Source organism: Natronomonas moolapensis 8.8.11 (assembly GCF_000591055.1).
GTDB lineage: Archaea > Halobacteriota > Halobacteria > Halobacteriales > Haloarculaceae > Natronomonas > Natronomonas moolapensis.
In genome coordinates this window covers 210,064-233,222 of sequence record NC_020388.1, presented here as the reverse complement: position 1 = coordinate 233,222, position 23,159 = coordinate 210,064, and the positions used below count along the sequence as shown (strand labels likewise).

General features: G+C 68.0%; 25 protein-coding genes. 18 read left to right on the top strand and 7 right to left on the bottom strand.

Annotation, left to right across the window (positions count from 1 at the left end; translation table 11 throughout):
• Window positions 1–55 precede the first annotated feature (55 nt).
• The 5 genes from NMLP_RS01165 to NMLP_RS01145 all read left to right on the top strand — a co-directional run bounded on the left by NMLP_RS01165 (window position 56) and on the right by NMLP_RS01145 (window position 5,136).
• Window positions 56–1,591: a (R)-citramalate synthase gene (locus NMLP_RS01165; protein WP_015408292.1), complete on the top strand. Its 1,536-nt coding sequence runs from the start codon at window positions 56–58 to the stop codon at window positions 1,589–1,591.
• 213 nt (window positions 1,592–1,804) lie between these two features.
• Complete coding sequence (locus NMLP_RS01160) at window positions 1,805–2,788, top strand: DUF7544 domain-containing protein (RefSeq protein ID WP_015408291.1); 984 nt, start codon at window positions 1,805–1,807, stop codon at window positions 2,786–2,788.
• 80 nt (window positions 2,789–2,868) lie between these two features.
• A complete protein-coding gene (locus NMLP_RS01155) occupies window positions 2,869–3,426 on the top strand; it encodes a GMP synthase subunit A (RefSeq protein ID WP_015408290.1) in 558 nt (185 codons plus the stop codon).
• Between the two features lie 79 nt (window positions 3,427–3,505).
• Window positions 3,506–4,066: a hypothetical protein gene (locus NMLP_RS01150; protein WP_015408289.1), complete on the top strand. Its 561-nt coding sequence runs from the start codon at window positions 3,506–3,508 to the stop codon at window positions 4,064–4,066.
• A gap of 89 nt (window positions 4,067–4,155) precedes the next feature.
• Window positions 4,156–5,136 carry an A24 family peptidase gene (locus NMLP_RS01145; RefSeq protein ID WP_015408288.1) on the top strand — a complete coding sequence of 327 codons (981 nt, stop codon included), beginning with the start codon at window positions 4,156–4,158 and terminating at the stop codon, window positions 5,134–5,136.
• A 78-nt stretch (window positions 5,137–5,214) separates the two neighbouring features.
• On the opposite strand, the gene NMLP_RS01140 is transcribed toward NMLP_RS01145, so the two are convergent.
• Both NMLP_RS01140 and NMLP_RS01135 read right to left on the bottom strand, forming a co-directional pair.
• Window positions 5,215–5,811 carry an RPA family protein gene (locus NMLP_RS01140; RefSeq protein ID WP_015408287.1) on the bottom strand — a complete coding sequence of 199 codons (597 nt, stop codon included), beginning with the start codon at window positions 5,809–5,811 and terminating at the stop codon, window positions 5,215–5,217.
• On the bottom strand, window positions 5,812–6,741 hold the full coding sequence (locus tag NMLP_RS01135) for a replication protein A (protein WP_015408286.1): 930 nt from the start codon (window positions 6,739–6,741) through the stop codon (window positions 5,812–5,814). It abuts the gene before it with no gap.
• A gap of 137 nt (window positions 6,742–6,878) precedes the next feature.
• On the opposite strand from NMLP_RS01135, the gene NMLP_RS01130 reads away from it, so the two are divergent.
• A complete protein-coding gene (locus tag NMLP_RS01130) occupies window positions 6,879–7,163 on the top strand; it encodes a DUF7091 family protein (protein WP_049925970.1) in 285 nt (94 codons plus the stop codon).
• A 60-nt stretch (window positions 7,164–7,223) separates the two neighbouring features.
• On the opposite strand, the gene NMLP_RS01125 is transcribed toward NMLP_RS01130, so the two are convergent.
• From NMLP_RS01125 to NMLP_RS01110, 4 genes are all read right to left on the bottom strand, one after another.
• The gene (locus NMLP_RS01125) at window positions 7,224–8,012 is read right to left on the bottom strand and encodes an SDR family oxidoreductase (RefSeq protein ID WP_015408284.1); all 789 of its coding nucleotides are present in this window, start codon (window positions 8,010–8,012) and stop codon (window positions 7,224–7,226) included.
• A gap of 72 nt (window positions 8,013–8,084) precedes the next feature.
• A complete protein-coding gene (locus tag NMLP_RS01120; protein ID WP_015408283.1) occupies window positions 8,085–8,540 on the bottom strand; it encodes a Tfx family DNA-binding protein in 456 nt (151 codons plus the stop codon).
• Window positions 8,541–8,685: 145 nt separating this feature from the next.
• Entirely contained in the window at window positions 8,686–9,165 is a 480-nt protein-coding gene (locus NMLP_RS01115; RefSeq protein WP_015408282.1) for a TRAM domain-containing protein, read from the bottom strand.
• A gap of 102 nt (window positions 9,166–9,267) precedes the next feature.
• On the bottom strand, window positions 9,268–10,128 hold the full coding sequence (locus NMLP_RS01110) for a UbiA family prenyltransferase (protein WP_015408281.1): 861 nt from the start codon (window positions 10,126–10,128) through the stop codon (window positions 9,268–9,270).
• Window positions 10,129–10,242: 114 nt separating this feature from the next.
• Here NMLP_RS01110 and NMLP_RS01105 point away from each other — a divergent pair, with 114 nt between their 5' ends.
• From NMLP_RS01105 to NMLP_RS01095, 3 genes are all read left to right on the top strand, one after another.
• Window positions 10,243–10,884 (top strand): DUF502 domain-containing protein, encoded by a 642-nt coding sequence (locus NMLP_RS01105; RefSeq protein WP_015408280.1) that lies wholly within the window; start codon window positions 10,243–10,245, stop codon window positions 10,882–10,884.
• Window positions 10,885–10,973: 89 nt separating this feature from the next.
• The gene (locus tag NMLP_RS01100) at window positions 10,974–11,513 is read left to right on the top strand and encodes a CDP-2,3-bis-(O-geranylgeranyl)-sn-glycerol synthase (RefSeq protein ID WP_015408279.1); all 540 of its coding nucleotides are present in this window, start codon (window positions 10,974–10,976) and stop codon (window positions 11,511–11,513) included.
• A gap of 270 nt (window positions 11,514–11,783) precedes the next feature.
• Window positions 11,784–11,981 carry a DUF7472 family protein gene (locus tag NMLP_RS01095; protein WP_015408278.1) on the top strand — a complete coding sequence of 66 codons (198 nt, stop codon included), beginning with the start codon at window positions 11,784–11,786 and terminating at the stop codon, window positions 11,979–11,981.
• A 46-nt stretch (window positions 11,982–12,027) separates the two neighbouring features.
• On the opposite strand, the gene NMLP_RS01090 is transcribed toward NMLP_RS01095, so the two are convergent.
• Window positions 12,028–13,110 (bottom strand): DNA primase large subunit PriL, encoded by a 1,083-nt coding sequence (locus tag NMLP_RS01090; RefSeq protein WP_015408277.1) that lies wholly within the window; start codon window positions 13,108–13,110, stop codon window positions 12,028–12,030.
• 162 nt (window positions 13,111–13,272) lie between these two features.
• Here NMLP_RS01090 and NMLP_RS01085 point away from each other — a divergent pair, with 162 nt between their 5' ends.
• The 9 genes from NMLP_RS01085 (at window position 13,273) to NMLP_RS01045 (ending at window position 23,140) form a co-directional block, all read left to right on the top strand.
• A complete protein-coding gene (locus NMLP_RS01085) occupies window positions 13,273–13,875 on the top strand; it encodes a DUF7474 family protein (protein ID WP_015408276.1) in 603 nt (200 codons plus the stop codon).
• Between the two features lie 86 nt (window positions 13,876–13,961).
• A complete protein-coding gene (pdhA, locus tag NMLP_RS01080; protein WP_015408275.1) occupies window positions 13,962–15,083 on the top strand; it encodes a pyruvate dehydrogenase (acetyl-transferring) E1 component subunit alpha in 1,122 nt (373 codons plus the stop codon).
• Window positions 15,080–16,069: an alpha-ketoacid dehydrogenase subunit beta gene (locus NMLP_RS01075; RefSeq protein ID WP_015408274.1), complete on the top strand. Its 990-nt coding sequence runs from the start codon at window positions 15,080–15,082 to the stop codon at window positions 16,067–16,069. The genes pdhA and NMLP_RS01075 overlap by 4 nt, the downstream gene beginning before the upstream one ends.
• 1 nt (window position 16,070) lies before the next feature.
• Window positions 16,071–17,669, top strand: a complete 1,599-nt coding sequence (locus NMLP_RS01070; protein ID WP_015408273.1) for a dihydrolipoamide acetyltransferase family protein — start codon at window positions 16,071–16,073, stop codon at window positions 17,667–17,669.
• 103 nt (window positions 17,670–17,772) lie between these two features.
• Window positions 17,773–18,516, top strand: a complete 744-nt coding sequence (locus NMLP_RS01065; protein WP_015408272.1) for a DNA polymerase sliding clamp — start codon at window positions 17,773–17,775, stop codon at window positions 18,514–18,516.
• Between the two features lie 119 nt (window positions 18,517–18,635).
• Window positions 18,636–19,544: an ABC transporter ATP-binding protein gene (locus tag NMLP_RS01060; protein WP_015408271.1), complete on the top strand. Its 909-nt coding sequence runs from the start codon at window positions 18,636–18,638 to the stop codon at window positions 19,542–19,544.
• Complete coding sequence (locus NMLP_RS01055) at window positions 19,541–20,395, top strand: ABC transporter permease (protein ID WP_015408270.1); 855 nt, start codon at window positions 19,541–19,543, stop codon at window positions 20,393–20,395. Before NMLP_RS01060 ends, NMLP_RS01055 begins: the two co-directional genes overlap by 4 nt.
• Before the next feature lie 255 nt (window positions 20,396–20,650).
• Window positions 20,651–21,859, top strand: a complete 1,209-nt coding sequence (gene ilvA, locus NMLP_RS01050) for a threonine ammonia-lyase (RefSeq protein WP_015408269.1) — start codon at window positions 20,651–20,653, stop codon at window positions 21,857–21,859.
• 252 nt (window positions 21,860–22,111) lie between these two features.
• Entirely contained in the window at window positions 22,112–23,140 is a 1,029-nt protein-coding gene (locus NMLP_RS01045) for a transcription initiation factor IIB (protein WP_015408268.1), read from the top strand.
• Window positions 23,141–23,159: the final 19 nt, after the last annotated feature.

Genomic DNA, 23,159 nt, shown 5'->3' with positions numbered 1-23,159 from the left:
CGCGAGGCGGCTGGTCGAGAAATTCGACCGCTCGCCGAATAACGAGGCTTCTACCGTGAGGACACTATTCGGGGATCACCCAGCGACTGCTCCCCTCGACGGCCGTGACGTACAGTTTCTCGACACCACCTTGCGGGACGGCGAACAGGCTCCCGGGATCTCGCTGACACCCGACGAGAAGGCCGAAATCGCCTTAGCGCTCGACGAGGCGGACGTCGAGTTCGTCGAGGCCGGCAGCGCCTGCACCGGGCCGGGCGAGCGCGAGACGATCGCCCGCGTCACCGACCTCGGCCTCGACGCCCGCGTGACGAGTTTCGCCCGCGGCGTCGAGAACGACGTCGACCTCGCCTTGGACTGCGGCGTCGACGGAATCAACCTCGTCGTACCGGCGAGCGACCGCCACGTCGAGGACAAGGTCGACAGCACCCGCGAGGCGGTCGTCGCCGAGACCGTCGAGCTCGTCGAGTACGCCAAGGAACACGGCCTGTGGGTCGAGGTCCTCGGCGAGGATGGCTCCCGAGCCGATCTGGAGTTCCTGACGGAACTCATGGGGGCCGCCGTCGACGCCGGCGCGGACCGGATCTGTGCGCCCGACACTGTCGGCCACGCCACGCCCGACCGGATGCTCGAGATCTACGCCGAACTCTCCGATCTCGGGCCGACGTCGATGCACACCCACGACGACCTCGGCCTCGCGGTGATGAACGCCCTGGTCGGCGTCGCCGCGGGCGCTGACCTCGTCCACGGCACAATAAACGGCATCGGCGAGCGCGCCGGCAACGTCGCCCTGGAGGAGGTCGCGATCGCGCTCGATCACGGCTACGGCGTCGAGACCCTCGACACGGAGATGCTGTACGATCTCGGGCAGCTCGTCGCCTCGAAGACGGGCGTCCCGCTCGCGCCGAACAAGGCCGTCGTCGGTGAGAACGCTTTCACCCACGAGTCGGGCATCCACACCGACGGGACGCTGAAAGACGACGCGATGTACGAACCCTATCCCCCGGAGAAGGTCGGCCGAACCCGCCGGCTCGTCCTCGGGAAGCACGCCGGCCGCGCCGGCGTTCGAGCGGCACTCGCCGAACACGACATCGAGGTCGACGCCGACGACCTCGGCGACGTCGTCGAACGGGTCAAGCGCCTGGGCGACCGCGGCAAGCGCGTCACGGATGCCGATCTGCTCACGTTCGCCGAGGAGGTCCAGGGCCGCGAGCGCGAGCGCCGCGTCGAGTTGCTCGACCTGACCGCGGCCTCCGGTAGCGGGACGCCGACCGCCTCCGTTCGCCTCCAGGTCGACGGCGAAGAGCGCGTCGCCTCCGGCACCGGCAGCGGTCCCGTCGACGCCGCCATCGCCGCCGTCAAGTCGGCGCTCGGGTCCGCCTCAAACGCCCAACTGGACTCCTATCACGTCGATGCGATCACGGGCGGCACCGACGCCGTCGTCACCGTCGAGGTGGAGATGTCCCGCGGCGATCGTTCCGTTACCGTTGCGGCCTCGGATTCGGACATCACCACCGCCTCCGTCCGGGCGATGGTCGACTCGCTCGACCGGCTCCTGGCGGACGCCGACACGCCGGTGTTGGCCGACGACTGATACTGATGGACGAACTCAAATGAACCCGACGCACGAGTGATCCGCCGGTCGCGCCGTCGAACGGCGTGCGCCTCGTGCGTCGTGTGTCCGTTCGTTTGTCCGTCAGTATGAGACGCCCGCCCGGGCCGGCCCGCCCCGCGATCGCGCCCGTTCGTTTCGACCCGCGTTTGAGCCACCGTAACCGCTATCTCCTCACCCATGTATCGTTCGCGTATGCCCCTCCACGCGATCGACGACATCAGCGACGCCTTCGGCGCCACCGCGGCGTTTCTGTTCCCGTTCGACACCCGTCGGTGGGCGAAGCTCGCGGTCGTTTCGCTGTTCGTGGGCGGCGGGTTGAGCCTCCCGACGTTCCAGGCCAACGCCTCCGGGGGCCTCGACGAACCGATCGGGACGGGGGCTCCCGGTTTCCCGCCGGATGCCCTCGGTATCGTCGTTGCGATCGTCGCCGCGGTCGTCCTCGTGGGCGTCGCCTACAGCGTCGTCGGCGCGATCATGGAGTTCGTGTTCGTCGAGTCGCTCCGGACCGAAGCAGTCACGATCCGCCGCCACTGGGGTCGACGGTGGCGACAGGGGCTCCGGCTGTTCGGCTTCCGGATCGCGATCGGGCTCCCGGTACTCGCGCTTGTGGCCGGGTGGATCGGGCTGTTGGCCGCGCCGGCCCTGCTCGAGGGCGTCGACCCGCTCGTCCCCGTCGGGGCGCTGTTTGTGTTCGGTCTCCCGCTCGTCCTCCTCGTGGGCCTGCTGTACGCGCTCGTCGCGTCGCTCACGACTGTGTTCGTCGTTCCGATCATGATCGAGACGGACGGCGGCGTCCTCGCCGCGTGGCGCCGGCTCTGGGCGTCGATCAAAACCCATCCTAGACAGTATCTCGCCTGCGTCGCCGTCGGGTTCGTCCTGACGGTCGCGACGGGGGTTCTCGCCTCCATCGTCGTCAGCGTCGCCGCCGTCGTGTTTTTGCTCCCCCTCGGGATCGTCGTTGTGCCGGTCGTCTTCGTTTTCTCGTTGTCCTCGACGGCCGCACTCGTCGTCCTCGGTGCGGCGGGGGCGCTGTTCGTGGTCTGGCTTCTCGTCGTGTGGCTCTTCGTCCAGGTGCCCGTGGTGACGTATCTCCGGTACTACGCGCTGTTGGTGCTCGGGGACCTCGAGGCGTCTCTCGATCTCGTCTCGGGTCGCCGCGCCGCGATCCGGGCGTGACCGCGCCGTCCGGGCCTCCGGAACCCGCCGCTTCGGCCGTATCAGACCCTTTTTACTGCCACATCCGATACCCACACTCGATGACCCGAATCGTCGTGGTGGACAACCACGGGCAGTTCACGCACCTCGAAGGCCGCGCGCTGCGGGACCTCGGCGTCGACACCGACATCGTCGACAACGACACGCCACCGTCGAAGATCGACGCCGACGGGATCGTTCTCTCGGGTGGGCCGGACATGGACCGGATCGGCCGCTCGGTCGATTACCTCGACCTCGGCGTTCCCGTACTCGGCATCTGTCTCGGGATGCAACTCGTCGCCGCGGAGCTCGGCGGCGAGGTCGGATCCGGCGATTACGGCGGGTATGCCGACGTGACCGTCGAGATCCTCGACGAGACCGACCCGCTCGTCGGATCGCTCGCCCCCGAGACGCGGGTGTGGGCCAGCCACGCGGACGAGGTCAAGGCGGTCCCCGAAGGGTTCGTCCGCACCGCCGACAGCGACGTCTGCCCCACCGAGGCGATGAGCGACACCGAACGCGACCTCTACGGCGTCCAGTGGCACCCCGAGGTCGCCCACACCGAGGAAGGCGAGGCGGTCTTCGAGAACTTCATCGACATCTGCGAACGCGCCGATTGAGACGGGCCGCGGTCGTGTGCCCGACCCTCGGGCCGCACAACATTAAAGCCGCCGCACGCGAGAGGTCCGATCGGATCCGATGGACTCGCCTCCCACGCGGCGGAAACTGCTCGCCACGGCCGGCGTCGCTGCCGTCTCGCTCGCGGCCGGTTGCTCGGGTGCCGGCGACGCGCCTACGGGAACCGACAGCGACGATACCGCCACCGACACGCCCGATCCCGACCTCCGGGTCGACGACCGGTATCTCAGTTCCGCGTTCCCGATCGAGTTCGTCGCCCCGGATTTCGAGGAGCGGACGGGGTTCGCGGACGACGCCCGCATCGCCTACGTCCACTGGCACGGCGCGGACGTCTCACACTGGCATCAATCGCCCATAGAACTCGCCGCCAGCGAGCGGCGAGCGGGACGGACCCGGTTTCTCCTCGAGGGCGCCGACGCCATTCCGCTCGGCCCCGACGAGCGGTTCTCGCAGGTCGTCCGGCCGGCCGCCGGCGAGGACGCCCCTGTGCGGACGACGGTCGACGGCGCGCGCGTCGACGTACTCGCCGAGGCGGTCGGCGAGGCCGAGTTGCTGTTCGAACTACGGGTCGACGGCGAATCCGGATGGCTCTCCCCACCGCTTCCGGTGGAGATCGTCTGAGCCCCGTCTCGGGCGGCTCGCACTCGTCCGCCCTTCGGTTCCGTGAGCGATGCCGGGCGTTTATAAGCTGCCTGCGCGCACTGTTCGGCGTGTTCACGTCGTCACTCGGGATTGCGTCCGGTCCCGACCTGTTGCGCTTGCTTGCCGTGCCCGTCTTCGCGTGGGCCGCCTACCGCGACGTCCGGACGCGGCGTGTGCCCAACCGAACCTGGCTTCCGCTCGTCGCCGCCGGAGTGCTCGCGTTGGCGTGGGATCTCCTCTCGTTCGGTTCGTCCGGAGTCGGCCTCGAGTTTCTCGTCCGGACGGTCGTCTCGCTCGGGTTCGTCGCCCCACTCGGATACGTCTTCTGGCGGATCGGCGGCTTCGGCGGGGCGGACGCGAAGGCCATCATCACGCTGGCGGTCGTGTTCCCTGTCTACCCGGCCTACGAACTCCTCGGTGGTACCTATCCGGTCTATGCCGCCCCCCTCGGCGTGTTTTCCTTTACGATCCTCTCGAACGCCGTGTTGGCCGGGCTCGTGTACCCCCTCGTGCTCGCGGTTCGGAACCTTCCGCGCGCGGAACTCACGCCGGCGATGTTCGTCGGTCGTCCGGTTCGGCTCGAGGACGTCCCGCGGGAGTACGGCCGCCTCCTCGAGAGTCCCGAAGGGTTCACGCGCCGCGGGCTGGACCTCGACGCGCTGCGGATGTACCTCCGCTGGCGTGGGATCGACTTCACCGACCTCCGAAACGATCCCGACCGATACCGCGGGTCGATCCCCGCCGATCCGAACACGCCCGGGGACGGCTCCATCGACGACGGGGACGACGCGTCCGGAACCGATTCCCCGCCCGTCGAACCGATCGAAGGCGATCCCTGGGCCGCGGACGCGTTCCTGGCCGATCACGCCGCCTACGGCACCACGCCGGCAGAGCTTCGGGCGGGGCTGTCCGTGGTTTCGGACTCCGGGCGGGGGTCCGTCTGGATCACGCCGGGCATCCCGTTTATTTTCCCGATACTCGCCGGGCTCCTCGCGGCGTTGACGTTCGGCGACCTGCTGTTTTGGGTCCTCTCGACCGCCGGGCTCTGAGTCTCTTCGGACCGGCGACCGCACGACCTTCAGACGGCTGCCGGGCCTTCGGACGCTCGAATCCGGCCAGGTCCCGTCTCAGGCCTCGGCGGCGAGTTCCTCGTCGGCCTCCGGTTCGAGGTCCTCCAGCGCCGAGATGACACCGTCGCGGTACGTCGACAACTCGGGATCGTACTGCGTGTCGGCCATCGCGGCGTACTCGTCGGCCCCGTCGAAGGACTCGATCCGATCGAGCGTCCGCTCGGCCGTCTCGACGACCCAGCGGTTCCGGGTCGTATCGTCGACGACGGAGATCGATTCGGGCCGCAACGAGACGTTCACGTCGCCGTCGTCGGTCTCGTACGTCCGGGGCTTGCCGACGACCGTGACGTAGGCCGGCGTCTCGGCCTCTCTGAGGACCGATGTGGCCTCCGGCTGGTACTGCCCGGCGTAGGTAAAGAACGTCCCGGTCGGATCGACGATCCGGCCGCGCCAGTACTCGGAGTCGTTGCCGACGTCCTCGGTCTCGGTCAGCGTGCCGGCGACGAAGACCCGGTTGGCCCGCTGGCCGGTCGGCAACAGCGAGTAGACCGGCGCGCGGTCGTCGTCGGACTCTTTGAACGTGTACGTCGCGTCGTTGAATTCGGTCGCGAAGGCGCGGCGGGCGACTTCGCGGGTGGGGACGGATGCACTCATTTACATAGACCTCGCTTTGATGAGCACGCGTTCGGCGTCGGTCGGCGCGCCGAGGCGCTCGATGTCGTTCGCCAGCACGTACCGGCCGAGCGTCGGGCCGGAGACGCGGTAGTACCGGCCCAACACCGTTTCGCGCATCTCCTCGACGACGACCTCCGTGTCGAGGGCGTCCATCGCCATCTCTTGGGCTTCCTCGAGGGAGATGCCGGTCAGTTCCTCGGTCGACTCCTGGTTGAAGATCGTCTCGTGGATCTCGACGCCATCGTCGAGGACGCCCTTGATCCGGAGGTCGAACTCCCCCTCGACGTCGCCGTGTTCCGAACAGCGGCCGTTCTGGAGGACGCGGGTGCAGTCCGCCTCGGGACAGCGCTTAATGAGCCCCGAGCCGGACTGGATATCGACCAGCGCGCCCTCGACCTCGGTCGAGTCGTCGCCGACTTCGATGTCGGTGTCGAGTTCCTGGATCGTCGTCGCCGAATTGAGCTTCACCGAGAAGCGACCCTGGTACTCGTCGGTGACGACGCCCTCGAGGCGGTAGACCGCTCCTTCCTCGAGCTCGGGCAACTCGCTTTTGGCCCACTTGGTGAATTTCACGGTGCCCGTCTCGTCGCCGAGCAACCCGACCTGGGCGATCGAGTCGGCGTTCGGTTCCCACAGATCGACGAGCTTGACGGTCACGTCGAGCCACTCTTCGGGGGTGTCGATGTCGGCGACGGACGCCGACTCGGTTGACCCGCCGGAGAGGTCCTCGCGATCCATGTCGGCCTCGTCGAGGTACGTCGAGACGATGCTCCGTCTGGCCTCGTCGACCGGGACCCGGTACTCGGAGACGAGCGTCTCGAGGCGGGACTCGATCTCGTCGACGCCGACGTCGAGGCTGTCGGAGAACTGTTCGTGTATGTCAGCCGCGTGCTCTCGCAGGTCTGTCATGGGTGGTTCCGTCTCCGCGTGTTTTCAGTGGGAGACGTACGCCAGTTGGCTCCCGATGGTATAAAAATCGTCGGTAGCGGGGTGAAAGTGAACGTCGACGCCGAGGGTTCTTTTATTCTCCCGCCGATATTGTGGGTGTGAGCAACCGTCGCCGCCTCGAACGGCTCCTACGGGCGAAGCTCAACTCTGTCGGCAGACACTACGAGGAGACGAAACGCGCCTACGCCGACGCGAAGGTGGCGAGCCGTCTGGACGTCCCGACTGACGAGGACGGACACGCCCGGATCGTCTGCCGGCGACACGCCGAAAAGCGGGCCGTGTCGCTCGACGACGCCGGGCGTCCGGCGTGTTATGACCCCGACCACCCCGACTGCCGGGGATGCGTCGAGGACATCCGCGAGGAGCGGATCGAAACCTGGTGAGGGCGCTCGATCTGCCGCGAGTTGCCCTCCGCGCGCGCCTGAAGACGCGACCACGGGATCTCAGAGTCCCCGCATCGAGCCGCCGTCGACCGGGACCGCGGCCCCGTCGATGTACGACGACCGCTCGCTCGAGAGCCACGCGACGGTGTCGCCCAGCTCCCGCGGATCGCCAACTCGTTCGAGCGGGACGTCCGCCGCCCACGCCTCGAGGCCGGCTTCGTAGCTCCCGTACTCGCCGCGTTCGACGTCGGCCTCGACGAGTTCCTCGATCCGGTCCGTCTCGTGGGGCCCGGGCAACACCGTGTTGACGCGGATCTCCGGGGCGAACTCGTCGGCGAGGCTCTTCGTCAGCCCCAACACCGCTCGCCTGACGGCGTTCGAGAGGACGAGTCCGTTTAGGATTTCCTTGACCGTCCGGGAGGTGATCGTCACGACGGTCCCACCGCCGTCGGCCGACAGCGCCGGGTAGGCAGCCCGGACCGTCCGCACGACGCTCATCACGAGCAGGTCGTAGGCGTCGTACCACTCGCCGTCGTCGGTGTCGAGAAACGGCCCCGACGGCGGTCCGCCGGCGCTCGTGACCACGTGATCCAGCCGCCCGAACGCCTCGACGGTCCCCTCGACGAACGCCTCGACGTCGTCGGAGTCGGTGATATCCGCCCGGACGGTTCGCACGTCGCCGTTCCCGATCGCGCTGAGCCGTTCCCCGGCGCGGTCGAGTCGGTTCTCGTCGCGCCCGCAGACGGCGACGTCGACGCCGGCCTCGGCGAGCGCCTCGGCGCTCGCGAGCCCGAGTCCAGCCGTTCCAGCCGTCACGAGCGCCGCGTTCCCGTCGATTCCGAGATCCATGCCGGCGACACGGCCCCGGCGGAATAAAACCCTGCCCACTCGCTCACATCCGCGTCGAGGCCACGTCCCCGTTCAGCCTCGAACGGTCACCCGGCCGTCGTTCGTGACGGTCACTGTGATGTCGCGCTGTACCGCCCGCCCCTGAACCGCGTCTCCGGCGGCGTCCCCGATGAACTTCATCAACTCGGGGGCCGTTCGGCTCACCTTGACGTCGGCGTCGTCACACGCCGAGTACACCCGGTTGGGGACGTCGTAGAGGTCCTCGCCGGACTCGATGGTCAACCGGACCGGAGCCGTCAGCGCGTCGGCAAAAGCGACCGTCTCTCTCGCCTTGGCGACGTTCTCCCGGGCGCTCGACTCGACGCTCGAGACGTTCGCCCGCGAGGTGCCGAGCGACTCGGCGATCTCGGCCTGCGGCACGTCGCGCTCGCGGAGCGCGAGCACCTCGGCCTGCCGGTGCGTCAGGACGTTCGTCTCCTCGTCGAAGCCGGCCCGATCGAGTATCTCCTCGGCGTCAGGCCCCGTCATCCGGTACCCCCCTTCCGGCCGGCCGACCGGCGTCCGTCGCTTGCCCCCCGTTGTCGGCACCGTCCCGGCGCGACGGCTGCCACTTCGAGGGATGGGGGTTCGGTGCCGGCAGCCGTCTGGCGGTGTCGCTCACGCTCTATGCCCCCTAGTTGCCCCAGAAGTTCTCGCGGCTGCCCAAACGCTCCCGATCGAGCGCCTTCTGTCGGTCACTCCGATTGTCGTCTCCCTCGTCCGCAGCTTCCGCGTCCGGGTCGTCGGCGTCAGGGTCGTCGTCCGTCCCCGCGTCGTCGCCCATCGGGAGGCGTTCGACCTCGTCGGCCCTGGCGTGGTTCGACCGGACCTCCGTGATCTTGACCTTCGCGCGGGCATCGGGCAACACGCCGTCGACCATAACGATGAATCCGTCCTCGGTTCGGCCGACCCCCGCGCCCGACTCGTGGATGTCCTCGACGTCGACGACGACCTCCTCGCCGATCTGGACAGGTTGCTGTTTGAGGTCCCGGATCGGCTGGCTGTAGTGGGAGCACCACTCGGCACCGCCTCTATCGCCGTAGTGTTGACAGCCCATGCCTTCGATGCGTTCTGAGAAACTCGGGCACTCATCCGCGAGTGGGCATTCGGGCATACTGCTCTTTGCCCCGCTGGCGATTAAACGCTTGTGGGTCGCCCGCCCACCCCGAAACCGTCCGTTTCGTCGTCGAACTGCCGGGTCCGCGAGAGCCGGCCGTCAGAGCGCTTCCATCACGACCACCAGCGCGGCGAGGAAGACGTGCTCACCGTCGATGACGAACCCATAGAACAGCGGCCCCCGATCCCGGGTCGCAAAGGGGGTGTAGGCGGCGACGTAGACGAGAAACCCGAGCAACACGAGAAACCGACGGGCGAGGACACCGGCGGCGACGAGCGAGACGACGCCGACCGCGACGGCCGCCGTGACGACGAGGGAACCGACCTTGGTGGCCCGGACGCCGAAGACGATCGGCGCAGTTCGGATGCCCTCAGCGCGGTCGCCCTCGATGTCCTTGACGTCGAAGACCGCCGCTGCGACGGTCAGCATGGTCGTAAAGAAGACCGACAGGACGAGGATTCCCGCCCGCGTCCCGGTCCCGTAGTAGACGCCGACGCCGAGGGGAATAATCCCCCAGGAGACGCCGACGATCAGGTTCTTCACGAGGAGGATTCGCTTGACGTGAAACAGCGAGTAGAGCGTCGCCGCGACAGCCGGGAGCGCGAGAAACGGCGCGCCCGGCAACCCGAGAGCGATTGCGCCGACGATGGCGAGCAGGTACAGGACGACGCCCGCAAAGAGGAGGACGCGGCCGTACCGCTCGGTAAAGTCGGCGCGACTGGGGACGTTCTCGCGGTCCTCGTCGATGTCGGTGATCCGGTTGAGGCTGTAGACGAAAAGCGTCGCCGCAAAGACGATAAACAGCGCGAGCGGGTCCGGCGCGAGACCGACGAGCAACATCGTCGAGAGGGCGACGGACGTAGCGGCGGCGGAAATAAACAGGTTGCTGTGGACGAGCAACTCGACGGCGGCTTCGAGCGCGGCGAGCGCCGGGTGTTCGCTGCTGTGGGGGGTTCGCATCCGGGGTTCGATACACGAGGCTACGCGTCCGATCCGGTTGATTCTTTGTGTCGGATCGGCCGCCGGGACGCTCAGTCGAAGCCCTGATAACACGCCGCCCCGAGGTACAGACGAATGCTGTCGTCCTCGTGGAAACGTGACATCGCCAGCGGACTCATCGTTCTCGTTCCGCTGCTCGTCACTGCCTACGTGGTGGCGTTCATCTACCAGGCCATCGCCAACCTCCCGTTCCTCGAGGCGACACTTGGCGGGCTGCCGGTCGTCGTTCGCGTGTTGCTCACGCTCTTGCTTTTCGGGCTGCTCGTGCTCGCCGTCGGCTACCTGATGCGGACGACCGTGGGCGACATCCTCGAGGAAGTCCTCGACGGAGCGATGAACCGCCTGCCGGGGCTTCGCGTCGTGTACAACGCCTCGAAGATGGCCGTCGAGACGGCGGTCTCCGGCCCGGACGAACTCCAGACGCCGGTCAAAATCGAGAGTTGGAACGGGATGCGGATGACCGCGTTCAAGACCGGCAAGACGACCGACGACGGCCGGGACGTGCTGTTTTTGCCGACTGCGCCGAACATCACGACGGGCTACGTCGTCGAGGTCGAACCGGACGCCTACACGGAGATTGACGAGACTGTCGAGGACTCGCTGACCCGAATCCTGAGCGCCGGATTCGGCGAGAACGATGACCACGGCATCGACATCGACGTCACCGAGGAGTCGCTGTTGTCGGGCTCGGAGCGCTCCGGGACCGACGAGAGATAGCGCGATCGCGCCCTCATTGTCCTGTCTGACGTCTCGGCGCCGACCTCCCGAACCACGTTTTTTATACCACGCCCGTCCGGACTCGCGGTATGGTAGTCGAGACCGTCGCGGTGGCGATATGGGCTATGCTGCCCGCCTATATCCCGAACAACGTCGCGGTGCTCGCCGGCGGCGGCCGCCCCATCGACGGCGGCCGGACCCTCGACGATGACAACCGGGCCCTCGGCGACGGTAAGACCTGGCGCGGGACGGCCGTCGGCACCGCCGCCGGCGTCGCCCTCGCCCTTCTCCTCAACCGCGTTCACCCGTTCGTAAGCGGCGTCGTCGCCGCCGAACCGTTCCCGATCGCGGCCGCCGTCTCCCTCTCGTTCGGCGCGATGCTCGGCGACATCCTCGCGTCCTTTATCAAGCGTCGCACCGGCCGCCGGCGCGGAGCCGTCCTCCCCGGCGTCGATCAACTCGACTTCGTCGTCGTCTCGTTGCTCTTGACCGCCGTCGTCGCGACGGGGTGGTTCCTCGATACGTTCACGCTTCCCGTCGTCGTCGCCGTCGTCGTGTTGACGCCGCTGTTGCACGTCGGAACGAACGCGCTCGCCTACGCGGTCGGGCTGAAGGACGAGCCGTGGTGACTGTCCCAGCGGTTCGGTCGACGGTGGCTCCACAGGGGGCGGCTCTGTCGAGTCGTGAACGTACGCGGATTCGATCGCGTGCTCCTCGCTGGCGCTCTCGCCTCGCCGCTCGCGGCTCCGTCGTCGCCGCTCGCCAATGCGTGCTCCTCGCTGGCGCTCTCGCCTCACCGCTCGCGGCTCCGTCGTCGCCGCTCGCCAATGCGTGCTCCTCGCTGGCGCTCGGAGCACGCCTTCGAAGCGTTTTTCTCCCACACCATCGCATCCGTGGATATGGATCGGGATGCCGTCGTCGAAACCGCCGTCGCGTTCGTCGGCGCAGGAACGCTCGCCGCGATCGTCCTGTGGATCGGCTCCGCGTACACCGACGGCTCGCTGACGGCCGACGGCGGTCTCGCGCTGGTCGCCGCCATCGCCTTCTTTATTATCCTCATGTCCGCGATCGGCTTCGGTCTCTCGCGGCGCTACTGACCGGCTATTTTTAAATTGTCCCGCGGCCGTATTTAAACATCGACGCTCACGACGCCCCCGACTCGTCTCGCCGCCAGTCCGTCACCCGATCGTCCGGGGTCCGCTGCAATCTCGCCTCGTAGTACGACAGCGGGTGTCGGATCGTCTCGCAGGTCTCGTCTCGGTCGACGCAGTCGCCGTACTCGTCCATCACGGTACACGACGGCGGGACGGCGACCGCGCCGTCGTCGTCCCGGAGGCGCTCGACCTGTGCCCGTATCGTCTCGGCCGACGCCTCCGGGACGTCACACAGGTCGATCACGCCCTCGGCGTCGAGCCCCGCCGCCAACAGAAACGAGACGAGCGAGAACCGAGAGTTGTCGGACAGCCCCGAAAGCCCCACGCCGTCGCGGGCCTGCGACAGCAGCGCCCGCATACACGGCGGGAACAACCCCGGCGTGACGGTATCGAAAGACGTGGGCGGATCGAGGTCGGCGATCGCGCGCCGGATCGACGCCAGCTCCGACGACAGCGGCGCCTCGATCGCCTCCGGCACCGACAGGGGAAGCCCCTCACGGACCCGCCGTCCGACCGCCTCCCGAAGCAGCGTGTACAGCTCCGGCCGCCTGACGGGGACCGTCCCGCCCGAGAGCGGCCGTCGGGCGAGGTGCCACCGCTCGTCGTCGAGTTCGGCCGCGAGTCCGAGATAGGCTGTCACGTCGAGGTCGAAGCGGCCGTCGCCGGTCGGCTCGACGCCGCCGGCCAACTCGAAGTCGGCGAGCAGCCGATCGAGCGTCAGCCGTCCCCCCGCAGCACTCTTTAGCTCTAAGTCCGCCTCGAAGTCGTCGACGAAGCGTTCGCGGGCCGTCGCCGCCTCCGCGGCGGCGTACTTTTCGGTCGCCCCCGGGACGTCGAGTAGCGATACGAGTACGCGGGCGATCGGGTACGACAGCAGTTCGGCGCGGGTGCTCCACGTACGCGGCTCCTCGGCGGCGGTCGTCCCTTCGAGGAGCGCCCGTCGGACGCGCTCGTGGCCCCGCTCGACGGCCGGTCCCCCCTCGGAGACCAGGGTCGCGAGGTCGATCCCCGCGGCCTCGACGGCCGCCCGCGAGGCGTCCAAAAACGGATATCGGGCGTGGAGCCGCTCCATACCCCCGGTATCGGCGCGGCGCGAATAAACGCACCGACCTGTCCGATCGAGCGCCGCCGACCACGACCACGACCACGACCACGACGTGTGCGTCGCCCGGGTCGTCGGCCACCGCGGCGAGCGATACGCATTTGTCGCTCCGAACCCACCCCACGAACATCCGTGCGTCTCAGGTACCGCTGTCCCGACTGCCGGACGACGAGCAACCTCCACGACCCCGGCTGCGAGTTCGAGGGGACCGACCGTCGCCACATCGAAAAAGCGTACACGGACCTCCTCGGTCCGCTCTCGGCGCGGACGTACCGCGACGAGGACGCGCTCCGCGAGGCCGTCCCCGAACGCTGGAGTGGTCTCCACGCCGCCGTCCTCGGCCGTCTGCGAAGCGACCAGCGCGTGGTCGAGGAAGAGGGGTCGCTCCGGCTGTTGCCGCCCGAGGAGTACACCGACCGCGTCTCGCGGCCGACGTTCGAGCCGCTCAAGACGATCTACGAGAAGGGCAGCGTCTCGGGTGCACACGATCACTCCGTGTTCGCGATAGTGGCGTTCTACGAGATGGTCGGCCTCTCGTGGGCTGAGGCCCGCGAGAACACCGTCGAGTGGCTCGAGGAGTCCGGAACGTGGGCCCGCGGCGGATTCGAGGAGTCCTCGCCCGAGGAGCTCGTCGATTCGAAGCGGCACGTCTACGAGCAGGGCTACGGCTGGAAGCAGGCCGCCACCGAGGCGAAGGCAGTCATCGATCGCCGGGTTGCGGCCGCCAAGGACTGACCACGACCGGTCGGCGTCGCTTGGGGGACCGACGCAAACACTATGACGACGGCCGCGGTCGGTTAGCCTATGCGAGGGCGGAACCCATGAGCGCGCGCCGGGACCCCCGCGATCGAGTCCAGGTGCTCGACGAGGCCGGGCGGGTTCGCGAGGGGGCTACGGTGCCCGACATCGGCGACGGGTCCCTCGTGGCGATGTACCGCGAGATGCGGTTGGCCCGCCACTTCGACGCGCGGGCGGTCAGCCTCCAGCGGCAGGGCCGGATAGGAACGTATCCGCCGCTGTCCGGCCAAGAGGCCGCACAGGTCGGCAGCGCAATGGCGCTGTCCGACGGCGATTGGCTGTTTCCGAGTTACCGCGAGCACGCGGCGGCCCACGTCCGCGGCGTCGGCCTCGAGCGAACGCTGCGATACTGGATGGGCGACGAGCGCGGCAACGCCCTCGACGACGTGAACGTCTTCTCGGTCGCCGTCCCGATCGCAACGCAGGTGTTACACGCCACGGGGGCGGCCTGGGCCGCCGACCGTCGTGGCGACGACGCCGCCGTGCTGTGTTGTTTCGGCGACGGCGCAACGAGCGAGGGCGATTTCCACGAGGGGCTCAACTTCGCGGGCGTCTTCGACGTGCCCGCGGTCTTCTTCTGTAACAACAACCAGTGGGCGATCTCGGTGCTCCGCGAGCGCCAGTCGGCCTCGACGAGCCTGGCCCAGAAGGCCCACGCCTACGGCTTCGAGGGCGTCCTCGTCGATGGCATGGATCCGCTGGCAGTGTATCGGGTCACGACCGAGGCGCTCGCGAAGGCGAAGGATCCCTCTCCGGCGGCCGACGAGGCCCCCGGCCGGGCGACCTGGCCCACGCTCATTGAGGCGATCCAGTACCGTTTCGGTGCCCATACGACCGCTGACGACCCTTCGGTCTATCGGGACGACGAGGAAGTCGAACGCTGGAAACAGAAGGACCCGATCCCGCGGCTAGAGACGTACCTCCGCGAGCGGGGGTTACTCGACGACGAGTCGGTCGATACGATCGAGGCCGAGATCGAGGCGGGAGTCGCGGCGGCGATTGAGGCCGCCGAGCGCACCGAACGCCCCGCCCCGCCCGATATGTTCGATCACGTCCACGCCGAACGGACGGCACAGCTCGACGAACAGGCCGCGGCCCTCGAACGGCTGCGCGAACGCTACGGCGACGAGGAGCTACTCGAATGAGCACCCAATCACAGAGTCTGACGCTGGTACAGGCCGTCCGCGACGGACTGAAAAGTGAAATGGAACGCGACGGCGACGTGCTCGTCCTCGGGGAGGACGTCGGCGAGAACGGCGGCGTTTTCCGGGCGACGGAGGGGCTCCTCGAGGCGTTCGGCGAGGACCGCGTCATCGACACGCCGCTGGCGGAGTCGGGCATCGTTGGCACGGCGATCGGGATGGCGGCGTACGGCTTTCGGCCGGTTCCGGAGTTGCAGTTCTCGGGGTTTATGTACCCCGCGTTCGATCAGATCGTCTCCCACGCCACCCGCCTCCGGACCCGGTCGCGCGGGCGGTTGACCTGTCCGATGGTCGTCCGCGCGCCCTACGGCGGCGGCATCCGCGCGCCCGAACACCACTCCGAATCGAAGGAGGCCTTTTACACCCACGAACCGGGGCTGAAGGTCGTCGTCCCCTCGACCCCTTACGACACGAAGGGGCTGCTCGCGGCCGCGATCCGCGATCCCGACCCCGTCGTATTCCTCGAACCGAAGCTCATCTATCGGGCGTTCCGCGAGGACGTCCCCGAGGGACCCTACACGGTCGAGTTGGGCGAGGCGGCGGTCCGGCGCGAGGGCGAGGACCTCTCGGTGTTCACCTGGGGTGCGATGACCCGGCCGACGCTCGAGGCCGCCGAATCGGTCGCCGAAGACGGCATCGAGTGTGAGGTCGTCGATCTGCGGACGCTCTCGCCGATGGACACCGACGCGATCGTCGAGTCGTTCAAAAAGACCGGCCGGGCCGTCGTCGTCCACGAGGCTCCAAAGACCGGCGGCCTCGCGGGCGAGATCACGGCGACAATCCAAGAGGAGGCGCTGTACTACCAGGAGGCCCCGATCAACCGCGTGACTGGCTTCGACGTCCCCTACCCGCTGTACGCCCTGGAGGACTACTACCTGCCCGAGGACACGCGAATCGAGGACGCGATCCGGGAGACCTGCGGGGTGTAGGATGGTCCGCGAGTTCGCACTCCCCGACATCGGCGAGGGACTGGCCGAAGCCGAGATCGTCTCCTGGCTCGTCGACCCCGGCGAGACTGTCTCAGAGGACCAACCACTCGCGGAGGTCGAGACCGACAAGGCGGTCGTCGAAGTCCCTTCGCCGGTCGACGGGACGGTCGAGGAGCTCCTCGCCGAGCCCGGCGAGGTGGTCCCCGTCGGGACGGTGATCGTCACGTTCGCCGTCGACGGCGAGGCGGCCGACGCGGACGCCGACGCCGCGGGGACGACGGGAGCCGGTTCCGCAGCCGACCCTACGGCCGGCACCACTGGCTCTGATCCGGAACCGGCTGACGGCCGAACCTTCGCCTCGCCGACCACCCGGCGATTGGCCCGCGAACTCGGCGTCGATATCGGCGCTGTCGACGGGAGCGGTCCCGGCGGCCGGATCGCCGACGCCGACGTGCGCGCGGCGGCCGAGGGATCAGACACCTCCGGGAGTCCCGATCCCGGTCGGGAGCCTGAGGGTGTCGATCCGGCGACCGAAACCGACGAAGAGCCGAAAGCCGCGACCCGCCGGATCGACGACGAGGGATCGTTCGGGCGCCGGGGCGAGAAGGGCGACTCGCCGTCGACGACAGGGGCGCCGGGGAGCGCCGACCGCGACCGGACGCTCGCGGCCCCCGCGACCAGAAGGCGGGCCGAGGAGGCGGGCGTCGACCTCGATTCGATCCCGACCGACCGGACGAGAGAGGGCAAGGCGTTCGTCGCGCCCGCGGACGTCGACGCCTACGCCGAGGCGCAAAGGCGGGCCGGGGCGGCCGACGCGGAGGCGCTTTCGGCCGACAGCGCGGGCGGGGTGGCATCGCCCGACGCCGGCGTCTCGACCGCAACGGCCGACCACCCCGCCTCCAGCGCGGACGAACGCATCCCCTACCGAGGCGTCCGCCGGACGATCGGCGAGCAGATGGAGCGCTCGAAGTACACGGCCCCCCACGCCACGCATCACGACGAGGCCGACGTGACCGATCTGGTCGAAACCCGGGCCCGGCTCAAGGGGCGCGCCGAGGAGCGCGGTAGTTCGCTATCGTATCTCCCGTTCGTCGTCAAGGCCGTCGTCGCGGGGCTCGAACAGTACCCGATTCTCAACTCCCACCTCGACGAGGACAACGAGGAGATCGTCCTCCGCGGCGAGTACAACGTCGGGATCGCGACTGCGACCGACGCGGGACTCATGGTGCCGGTACTGAAACGCGCCGGCGAAAAGAGTCTCCTCGGAATCGCCGACGGGGTGAACGACCTCGTCGAGCGGGCGCGGGATCGCTCGATCGACCCCGAGGAGATGCGTGACGGCACCTTCTCGATCACGAACTTCGGCGCGGTCGGCGGCGAGTACGCCACGCCGATCGTCAATTACCCCGAGACGGCGATCCTCGGGTTGGGCGAAATCAAAGAGAAGCCCCGCGTCGTGGCGGGGGAGGTGGTTCCCCGAAAGGTGTTGACGCTCTCGCTGTCGATCGACCACCGCGTCGTCGACGGGGCCGACGCCGCCCGATTCACCAACACCGTCATCGAGTACCTCGAATCGCCCGAACTGTTGTTACTCGAGTAGCCGGTATCCGACGGTCGGCCCCTCGAACGGCCGGATCGGCGCCGTTCGTGCGGCCGGCTCAATGGGACGTTTTTTTAAGGTATCGGGCAGAAGAGAGACGTATATGTTCAAGGCTATCGTGAGCGCGGACACGCTCGGGGCGGCGCTCGACTCCGTCGGCGTGTTGGTCGATGAGTGCAAGATCCGCCTCGAGGAGGAGGGCCTCACGATCCGTGCGGTCGATCCGGCGAACGTCGGGATGGTCGACCTGGAGCTGTCGGCGAACGCCTTCGAGTCCTACGAGACCGACGGCGGCGTCATCGGCGTCAACCTCGACCGCCTCGAGGACATCGTTGCGATGGCCGACTCGGGCCAACTCGTTCACCTCGAACTCGACGAGGAGACCCGCAAGCTCCACATCTCCCTGGACGGGTTGGAGTACACGCTCGCCTTGATCGACCCCGACTCGATCCGGCAGGAACCCGACCTCCCCGACCTGGACCTCTCCTCGGAGGTCGTCATCGAAGGCGCGGACATCAACCGCTCGGTCACGGCCGCCGACATGGTCTCCGATCACATCGCGTTGGGAGTCGATCCCGACGCCGAGCAGTTCTACGTCGACGCCGAGGGCGACACCGACGACGTCCACCTGGAGTTGGGCCGCGAGGATCTCATCGATCTCACTCCCGGCGACGCGCGTTCGCTGTTCTCGCTGGACTACCTCAAGGACATGAACAAGGCGATCCCGAAGGACGCCGAGGTGACGATGGAACTCGGCGAGGAGTTCCCCATCAAGATGCACTTCGGCTTCGCGGAGGGCGACGGTCACGTCACGTTCATGCTCGCCCCGCGCATCCAGAGCGACTGACGCGAACCGGCCCGCTGCGGCAGGACGCCTTTTTAGTGCTTTCTCCGTTTTTGTGCCCGTTTCGCCGGCGCGTGCGATCCTCAAGGCCTATGGTGCGTCGGCGGGAATCCGCAGACGATATGGCCGCCATCGAACTCGACGGCGTCGAGAAGTCCTTCGGCGACGTACGGGCGCTCCGGGGTCTCGATCTGGACGTCCAGGACGGCGAGATATTCGGCTTTCTCGGTCCCAACGGCGCGGGGAAGTCGACGACAATCAACGTCCTCTTGGACTTCATCCGCCCCGACGCGGGCTCGGTCCGGGTGTTAGGTCGGGAGGCCCGAGAGGACAGCGTCGCGGTCAGAGAACGCACCGGCGTCCTCCCCGAGGGATTCGACGTCTACGACCGCCTGACGGCGCGCGAGCACGTCCGCTTCGCCATCGATTCGAAGGGGGCCGACGACGACCCCTACCCCCTCCTCGAACGGGTCGGGCTGGCCGACGCCGCGAGCCGGAAGGCCGGCGGCTTCTCGACCGGGATGCGCCAGCGGCTCGCCCTCGCGATGGCGCTCGTCGGCGATCCCGAACTGCTCGTACTCGACGAGCCCTCCTCGGGGTTGGATCCCAACGGCGCACGCGAGCTCCGCGAGATTGTCGAGAGCGAGGCCGAAGACGGGACGACGGTGTTCTTTTCGAGTCACATCCTCGGGCAGGTCGAGGCCGTCTGCGACCGCGTCGGGATCATCCGCGAGGGCGAACTCGTCGCCGTCGACACCATCGAGGGGCTCCGCGAGAACGTCGGCGGCGGGTCGACGCTCGTCGTCGAGGTGGATTCGGTCCCCGAGGACGCCGCCCACCGCCTGAAGAGCCTCGACGGCGTGAGCGAGGCGACGATCGAGGGGACGACGCTTCGGATCACCTGCGAGGACGACGTCAAGATGGACGCCGTCTCCGAGCTGGAGGCGCTGGGTGCGGACGTCTCCGACTTCTCGACCGAGGAGGCGCCCCTCGAGGACCTCTTCGCCGCCTACACGGAGGGCGAGCAATGAGCTGGCGGGCCGTCGCCGAGAAGGACTTCCGGGATGCGATCCGATCGCGGCTGTTGATCGTGTTGACGCTGCTCTTCACGCTGTTTTCGGCCGGCGCGGCGTATCTCGTCACCGAGATCGATCCGCCACAGCAGGCCGCGTTCACCGGCGAGGTGACGACAGTGCTTTTGATTCGTGGTCTCGTCAGCGCCACCGCCGTCTTCATCCCCATCGTCTCGATCGCGGTCGCGTACCGCTCGCTGGCCGGCGAGCGCGACAGCGGGAGCCTGAAGCTCCTGTTGTCACTGCCGAACAGCCGCCTCGACGTCGTCCTCGGGAAGTTCGTCGGCCGATCGGGCGTCGTCGCCGTTGCGCTGTTCGTCGGGTTCGCCGTCGGGATCGTCGTCACCGCCTCGCTCGCCGACGCGTTCTCGCCGCTCGAGTACGTCGTCTTCGTCGGCATCTCGATGCTGTTCGCGTTCGTCTTCATCGCGCTCACGGTGGGCGTCTCGGCGTTCACGTCGTCGACCTCGCGGGCGGCGTACGGGGCCTTCGGGCTGTTCGTGGTCTTTCAGTTCCTCTGGTCGAGCCTCGCACAGGGGGTCGCCTACGCCGTCAACGGTTTTTCTTTCGAGGGGATCGAGGAGGGCGACGCGGTGTTCGAGTTGTTTCAGGTGCTCACCATCCTCGATCCGACCGCCGCCTACCGACAGGGGACGCTGTGGGTCGTTCGTCGGCTGGCCGATAACGGGGAGTCCGCCCCCGATCTGGCGTTCTACCTCCAAGACTGGTTCGGCTTCATCGTAATGGCGCTTTGGATCGTCGTTCCGCTGGCGGTCGGTTACACCCGCTTCGAGTCCTCAGACCTATAACGGCCCCCCGGTCCCCGACCCGACCGTCCGTCACGCGTCAAACAACCGTCTGACAGCACTTTCATAGCGCTTGCGTATGGCGATTACACTTTCACTCCGCATACACGGGTTTTATAATGTACCCGGTCATCTAACGATTTGCACACGCTCCTTCCCTTTTGTCGACCCACCGACCCCGGAGCCGCAGGCTCGCGGCCGTTTCCCGGCGTCGCCGGTCCCCGGAAGGCATACCACACCGGCCCCGATACTCCGGGTATGATCCGACTCGAAGACGTGCTGGCGGCGGCCGAACGCGTCGCGGAGACGGCCCGGAAGACGCCCCTCGAGCGCTCCCGGACGTTCTCCGAGTGGACGGGCGCGGACGTCCGACTGAAGATGGAGCATCTCCAGCAGACCGGGGCGTTCAAGATCCGGGGCGCGACGAACAAGATCGCGCTGTTGGACGAGGCCGAACGCGAGGCCGGGGTCGTCGCCGCCAGCGCCGGCAACCACGCCCAGGGCGTTGCTCTCGCGGCGACGCGGGCGGGCGTCGACGCGACGATCGTGATGCCGGAGTACGCCCCTATTTCGAAGATCGACGCGACCCGGTCGTACGGCGCCGAGGTCGAACTCCACGGGGTCGACTACGACGCTGCGGCCGAGCGCGCCCACGAGATCGAACGCGAGGCGGGGCGGACGTTCGTCCACGCCTTCGACGATCCGGCGGTGATGGCCGGCCAGGGGACGATCGGCCTCGAGATCGCAGAGCAGTGCCCCGAGGTGGAGACCGTCGTCGTCCCGATCGGCGGTGGCGGGCTGATCGCCGGGATCGCGACCGCGATCACCGAACTGACCGACGCCCGCGTCGTCGGCGTCCAGGCGGAGGGAGCCGAAAGCGCGGTTCGGTCGCTCGCGGCGGGGGAGGTACTCCAGCGGGAGTCGGTCGATACGATCGCCGACGGCATCGCGACCCGGAAGGTCGGCGAGGCGACGTTCGAAGTGATCAAAGAGCGCGTCGACGAGGTCGTCACCGTCTCGGACCCGGAGATCGCCGACGCCGTCACGTCGCTTTTAGAGCGCTCGAAGACGCTCGTCGAGGGCGCGGGGGCCGTCTCCCTGGCGGCCGTCACCGAAGAACGCTTCGAGTACGACGACGGCGAGACGATCGTGCCCGCGCTCTGTGGCGGCAACATCGATCTCAACGTGCTTACGACGGTCATCACCCGCGGCCTCGTCGAGCGGGGGCGGTTCCTGCGGGTCAAGACCGTCCTGAAGGACCGCCCCGGCGCGCTCGAAGAGCTCGTCGAGTTGCTCTCGGCCCACCGGACCAACATCCACGCGATCGAACACGACCGGGCCTCGAAGGACATCGCGATGAACGCCGCGGAGGTCGAACTCGACCTCGAGACCCGCGGGCACGACCACGTCGCCGAGTTGCTCGCCGCGCTCGAGGAGCACGGCTACGTGGTCGAGGTCCTGTCCTGACGCCACCCAGGTCCGTCGGCCCGACAGCACCCGCCCGAGCCCCAGTGCAAACAGGTTTTTGTAAACAAAAAAGGTTTCATCTCACCCCAAGAGATAATATTATCGAACACGAAAAGTTACCCGGTACGATCGACTTCGACGCCGAACTGACTCGATACATATGCTACGGACGAACACCTATCCCGTCAAACCGAACCGACCCCCATCGGCCGGCGGCGCGCTCCCTGCCACGGACGTCGGTGGGAGTGGCCGATGAGCAACGAACGCACCGTCGACCGCCCCCGCGAGGCTTCCTCGGACGAGTCTCGGGGGGGCTCGCGAACGGCGGTATCACAGAACAGCTCCCGCACTGAGGACGCTACCACAGAGTCCGTCGACGCCGATATCGACGCCTGTCCCGAGTGCGGCGGGTCCGTGACCGCCACCGACACCGACGAGCGCGTCTGTACCGACTGCGGGCTCGTTGTCGAGGACCAGCGGATCGATGCGGGTCCCGAGTGGCGCGCTTTCGACGCCGCCGAGCGCGACAAGCGCTCTCGCGTCGGCGCGCCGATGACAGAGATGCTCCACGACAAGGGACTCTCGACGACCATCGGCTTCGACAAGACCGACGCCTACGGCAACGCCCTCGGCGGCCGGAAGCGCCGTCAACTCAAGCGGCTCCGAACCTGGAACCGGCGATCGAAGACCGAGAACGCCCACGACCGCAACCTCAGACACGCCCTCGGCGAGATCGATCGGATGGCGTCAGCGCTCGGCCTCCCGGAGCCGATCCGGGAGACGGCAAGCGTCATTTACCGGCGCGCGCTCGACGAGGACCTCCTCCGCGGCCGCTCGATCGAGGGGATGGCGGCGGCCTCGCTGTACGCCGCCTCGCGGCTCGATGGAGTCGCCCGATCGATCGACGAAATCGCGACCGTCAGCCGGGTCGACGACCTCGAAATCAAGCGGGCCTACCGTTACATCGACCGCGAGCTCGGCCTCGAGACGCCACCGGCACACCCCAACGAGTACCTCGGCCGGTTCGCCTCCGAACTCGATTGTGAGGAGGCGACAGAGCGCCTGGCGCGTGACCTCGCAGAGACCGCCGTCGAGGCGGCGGTCCACAGCGGCAAGAGCCCCGTCGGGATCGCCGCGAGCGCGTTGTATGCGGCCTCCCGGCTCCGTAACGAGGGGCTGACACAGGCCGCCATCTCCGAGACGGCGAACGTCAGCGAAGTCACGATCCGCAATCGCTACCGCGAGGTGCTCGAAGTCGCCGAGATCAGCCCCTCCGAGTGAGCGGCACGCTCGTCGCCCG

Excerpts from the sequence above, each read along its gene's own strand:
- NMLP_RS01150 (WP_015408289.1), top strand. The coding sequence starts at position 3,506 with ATGGACTCGCCTCCCACGCGGCGGAAACTGCTCGCCACGGCCGGCGTC.
- NMLP_RS01090 (WP_015408277.1), bottom strand. The coding sequence starts at position 13,110 with ATGGAGCGGCTCCACGCCCGATATCCGTTTTTGGACGCCTCGCGGGCG.
- NMLP_RS01095 (WP_015408278.1), top strand. The coding sequence starts at position 11,784 with ATGGATCGGGATGCCGTCGTCGAAACCGCCGTCGCGTTCGTCGGCGCA.
- NMLP_RS01065 (WP_015408272.1), top strand. The coding sequence starts at position 17,773 with ATGTTCAAGGCTATCGTGAGCGCGGACACGCTCGGGGCGGCGCTCGAC.
- NMLP_RS01115 (WP_015408282.1), bottom strand. The coding sequence starts at position 9,165 with ATGCCCGAATGCCCACTCGCGGATGAGTGCCCGAGTTTCTCAGAACGC.
- NMLP_RS01070 (WP_015408273.1), top strand. The coding sequence starts at position 16,071 with ATGGTCCGCGAGTTCGCACTCCCCGACATCGGCGAGGGACTGGCCGAA.
- NMLP_RS01060 (WP_015408271.1), top strand. The coding sequence starts at position 18,636 with ATGGCCGCCATCGAACTCGACGGCGTCGAGAAGTCCTTCGGCGACGTA.
- NMLP_RS01100 (WP_015408279.1), top strand. The coding sequence starts at position 10,974 with ATGGTAGTCGAGACCGTCGCGGTGGCGATATGGGCTATGCTGCCCGCC.
- NMLP_RS01105 (WP_015408280.1), top strand. The coding sequence starts at position 10,243 with ATGCTGTCGTCCTCGTGGAAACGTGACATCGCCAGCGGACTCATCGTT.
- NMLP_RS01120 (WP_015408283.1), bottom strand. The coding sequence starts at position 8,540 with ATGACGGGGCCTGACGCCGAGGAGATACTCGATCGGGCCGGCTTCGAC.
- NMLP_RS01135 (WP_015408286.1), bottom strand. The coding sequence starts at position 6,741 with ATGACAGACCTGCGAGAGCACGCGGCTGACATACACGAACAGTTCTCC.
- NMLP_RS01075 (WP_015408274.1), top strand. The coding sequence starts at position 15,080 with ATGAGCACCCAATCACAGAGTCTGACGCTGGTACAGGCCGTCCGCGAC.
- NMLP_RS01160 (WP_015408291.1), top strand. The coding sequence starts at position 1,805 with ATGCCCCTCCACGCGATCGACGACATCAGCGACGCCTTCGGCGCCACC.
- pdhA (WP_015408275.1), top strand. The coding sequence starts at position 13,962 with ATGAGCGCGCGCCGGGACCCCCGCGATCGAGTCCAGGTGCTCGACGAG.
- NMLP_RS01110 (WP_015408281.1), bottom strand. The coding sequence starts at position 10,128 with ATGCGAACCCCCCACAGCAGCGAACACCCGGCGCTCGCCGCGCTCGAA.
- NMLP_RS01155 (WP_015408290.1), top strand. The coding sequence starts at position 2,869 with ATGACCCGAATCGTCGTGGTGGACAACCACGGGCAGTTCACGCACCTC.
- NMLP_RS01055 (WP_015408270.1), top strand. The coding sequence starts at position 19,541 with ATGAGCTGGCGGGCCGTCGCCGAGAAGGACTTCCGGGATGCGATCCGA.
- NMLP_RS01125 (WP_015408284.1), bottom strand. The coding sequence starts at position 8,012 with ATGGATCTCGGAATCGACGGGAACGCGGCGCTCGTGACGGCTGGAACG.
- NMLP_RS01045 (WP_015408268.1), top strand. The coding sequence starts at position 22,112 with ATGAGCAACGAACGCACCGTCGACCGCCCCCGCGAGGCTTCCTCGGAC.
- NMLP_RS01140 (WP_015408287.1), bottom strand. The coding sequence starts at position 5,811 with ATGAGTGCATCCGTCCCCACCCGCGAAGTCGCCCGCCGCGCCTTCGCG.
- ilvA (WP_015408269.1), top strand. The coding sequence starts at position 20,651 with ATGATCCGACTCGAAGACGTGCTGGCGGCGGCCGAACGCGTCGCGGAG.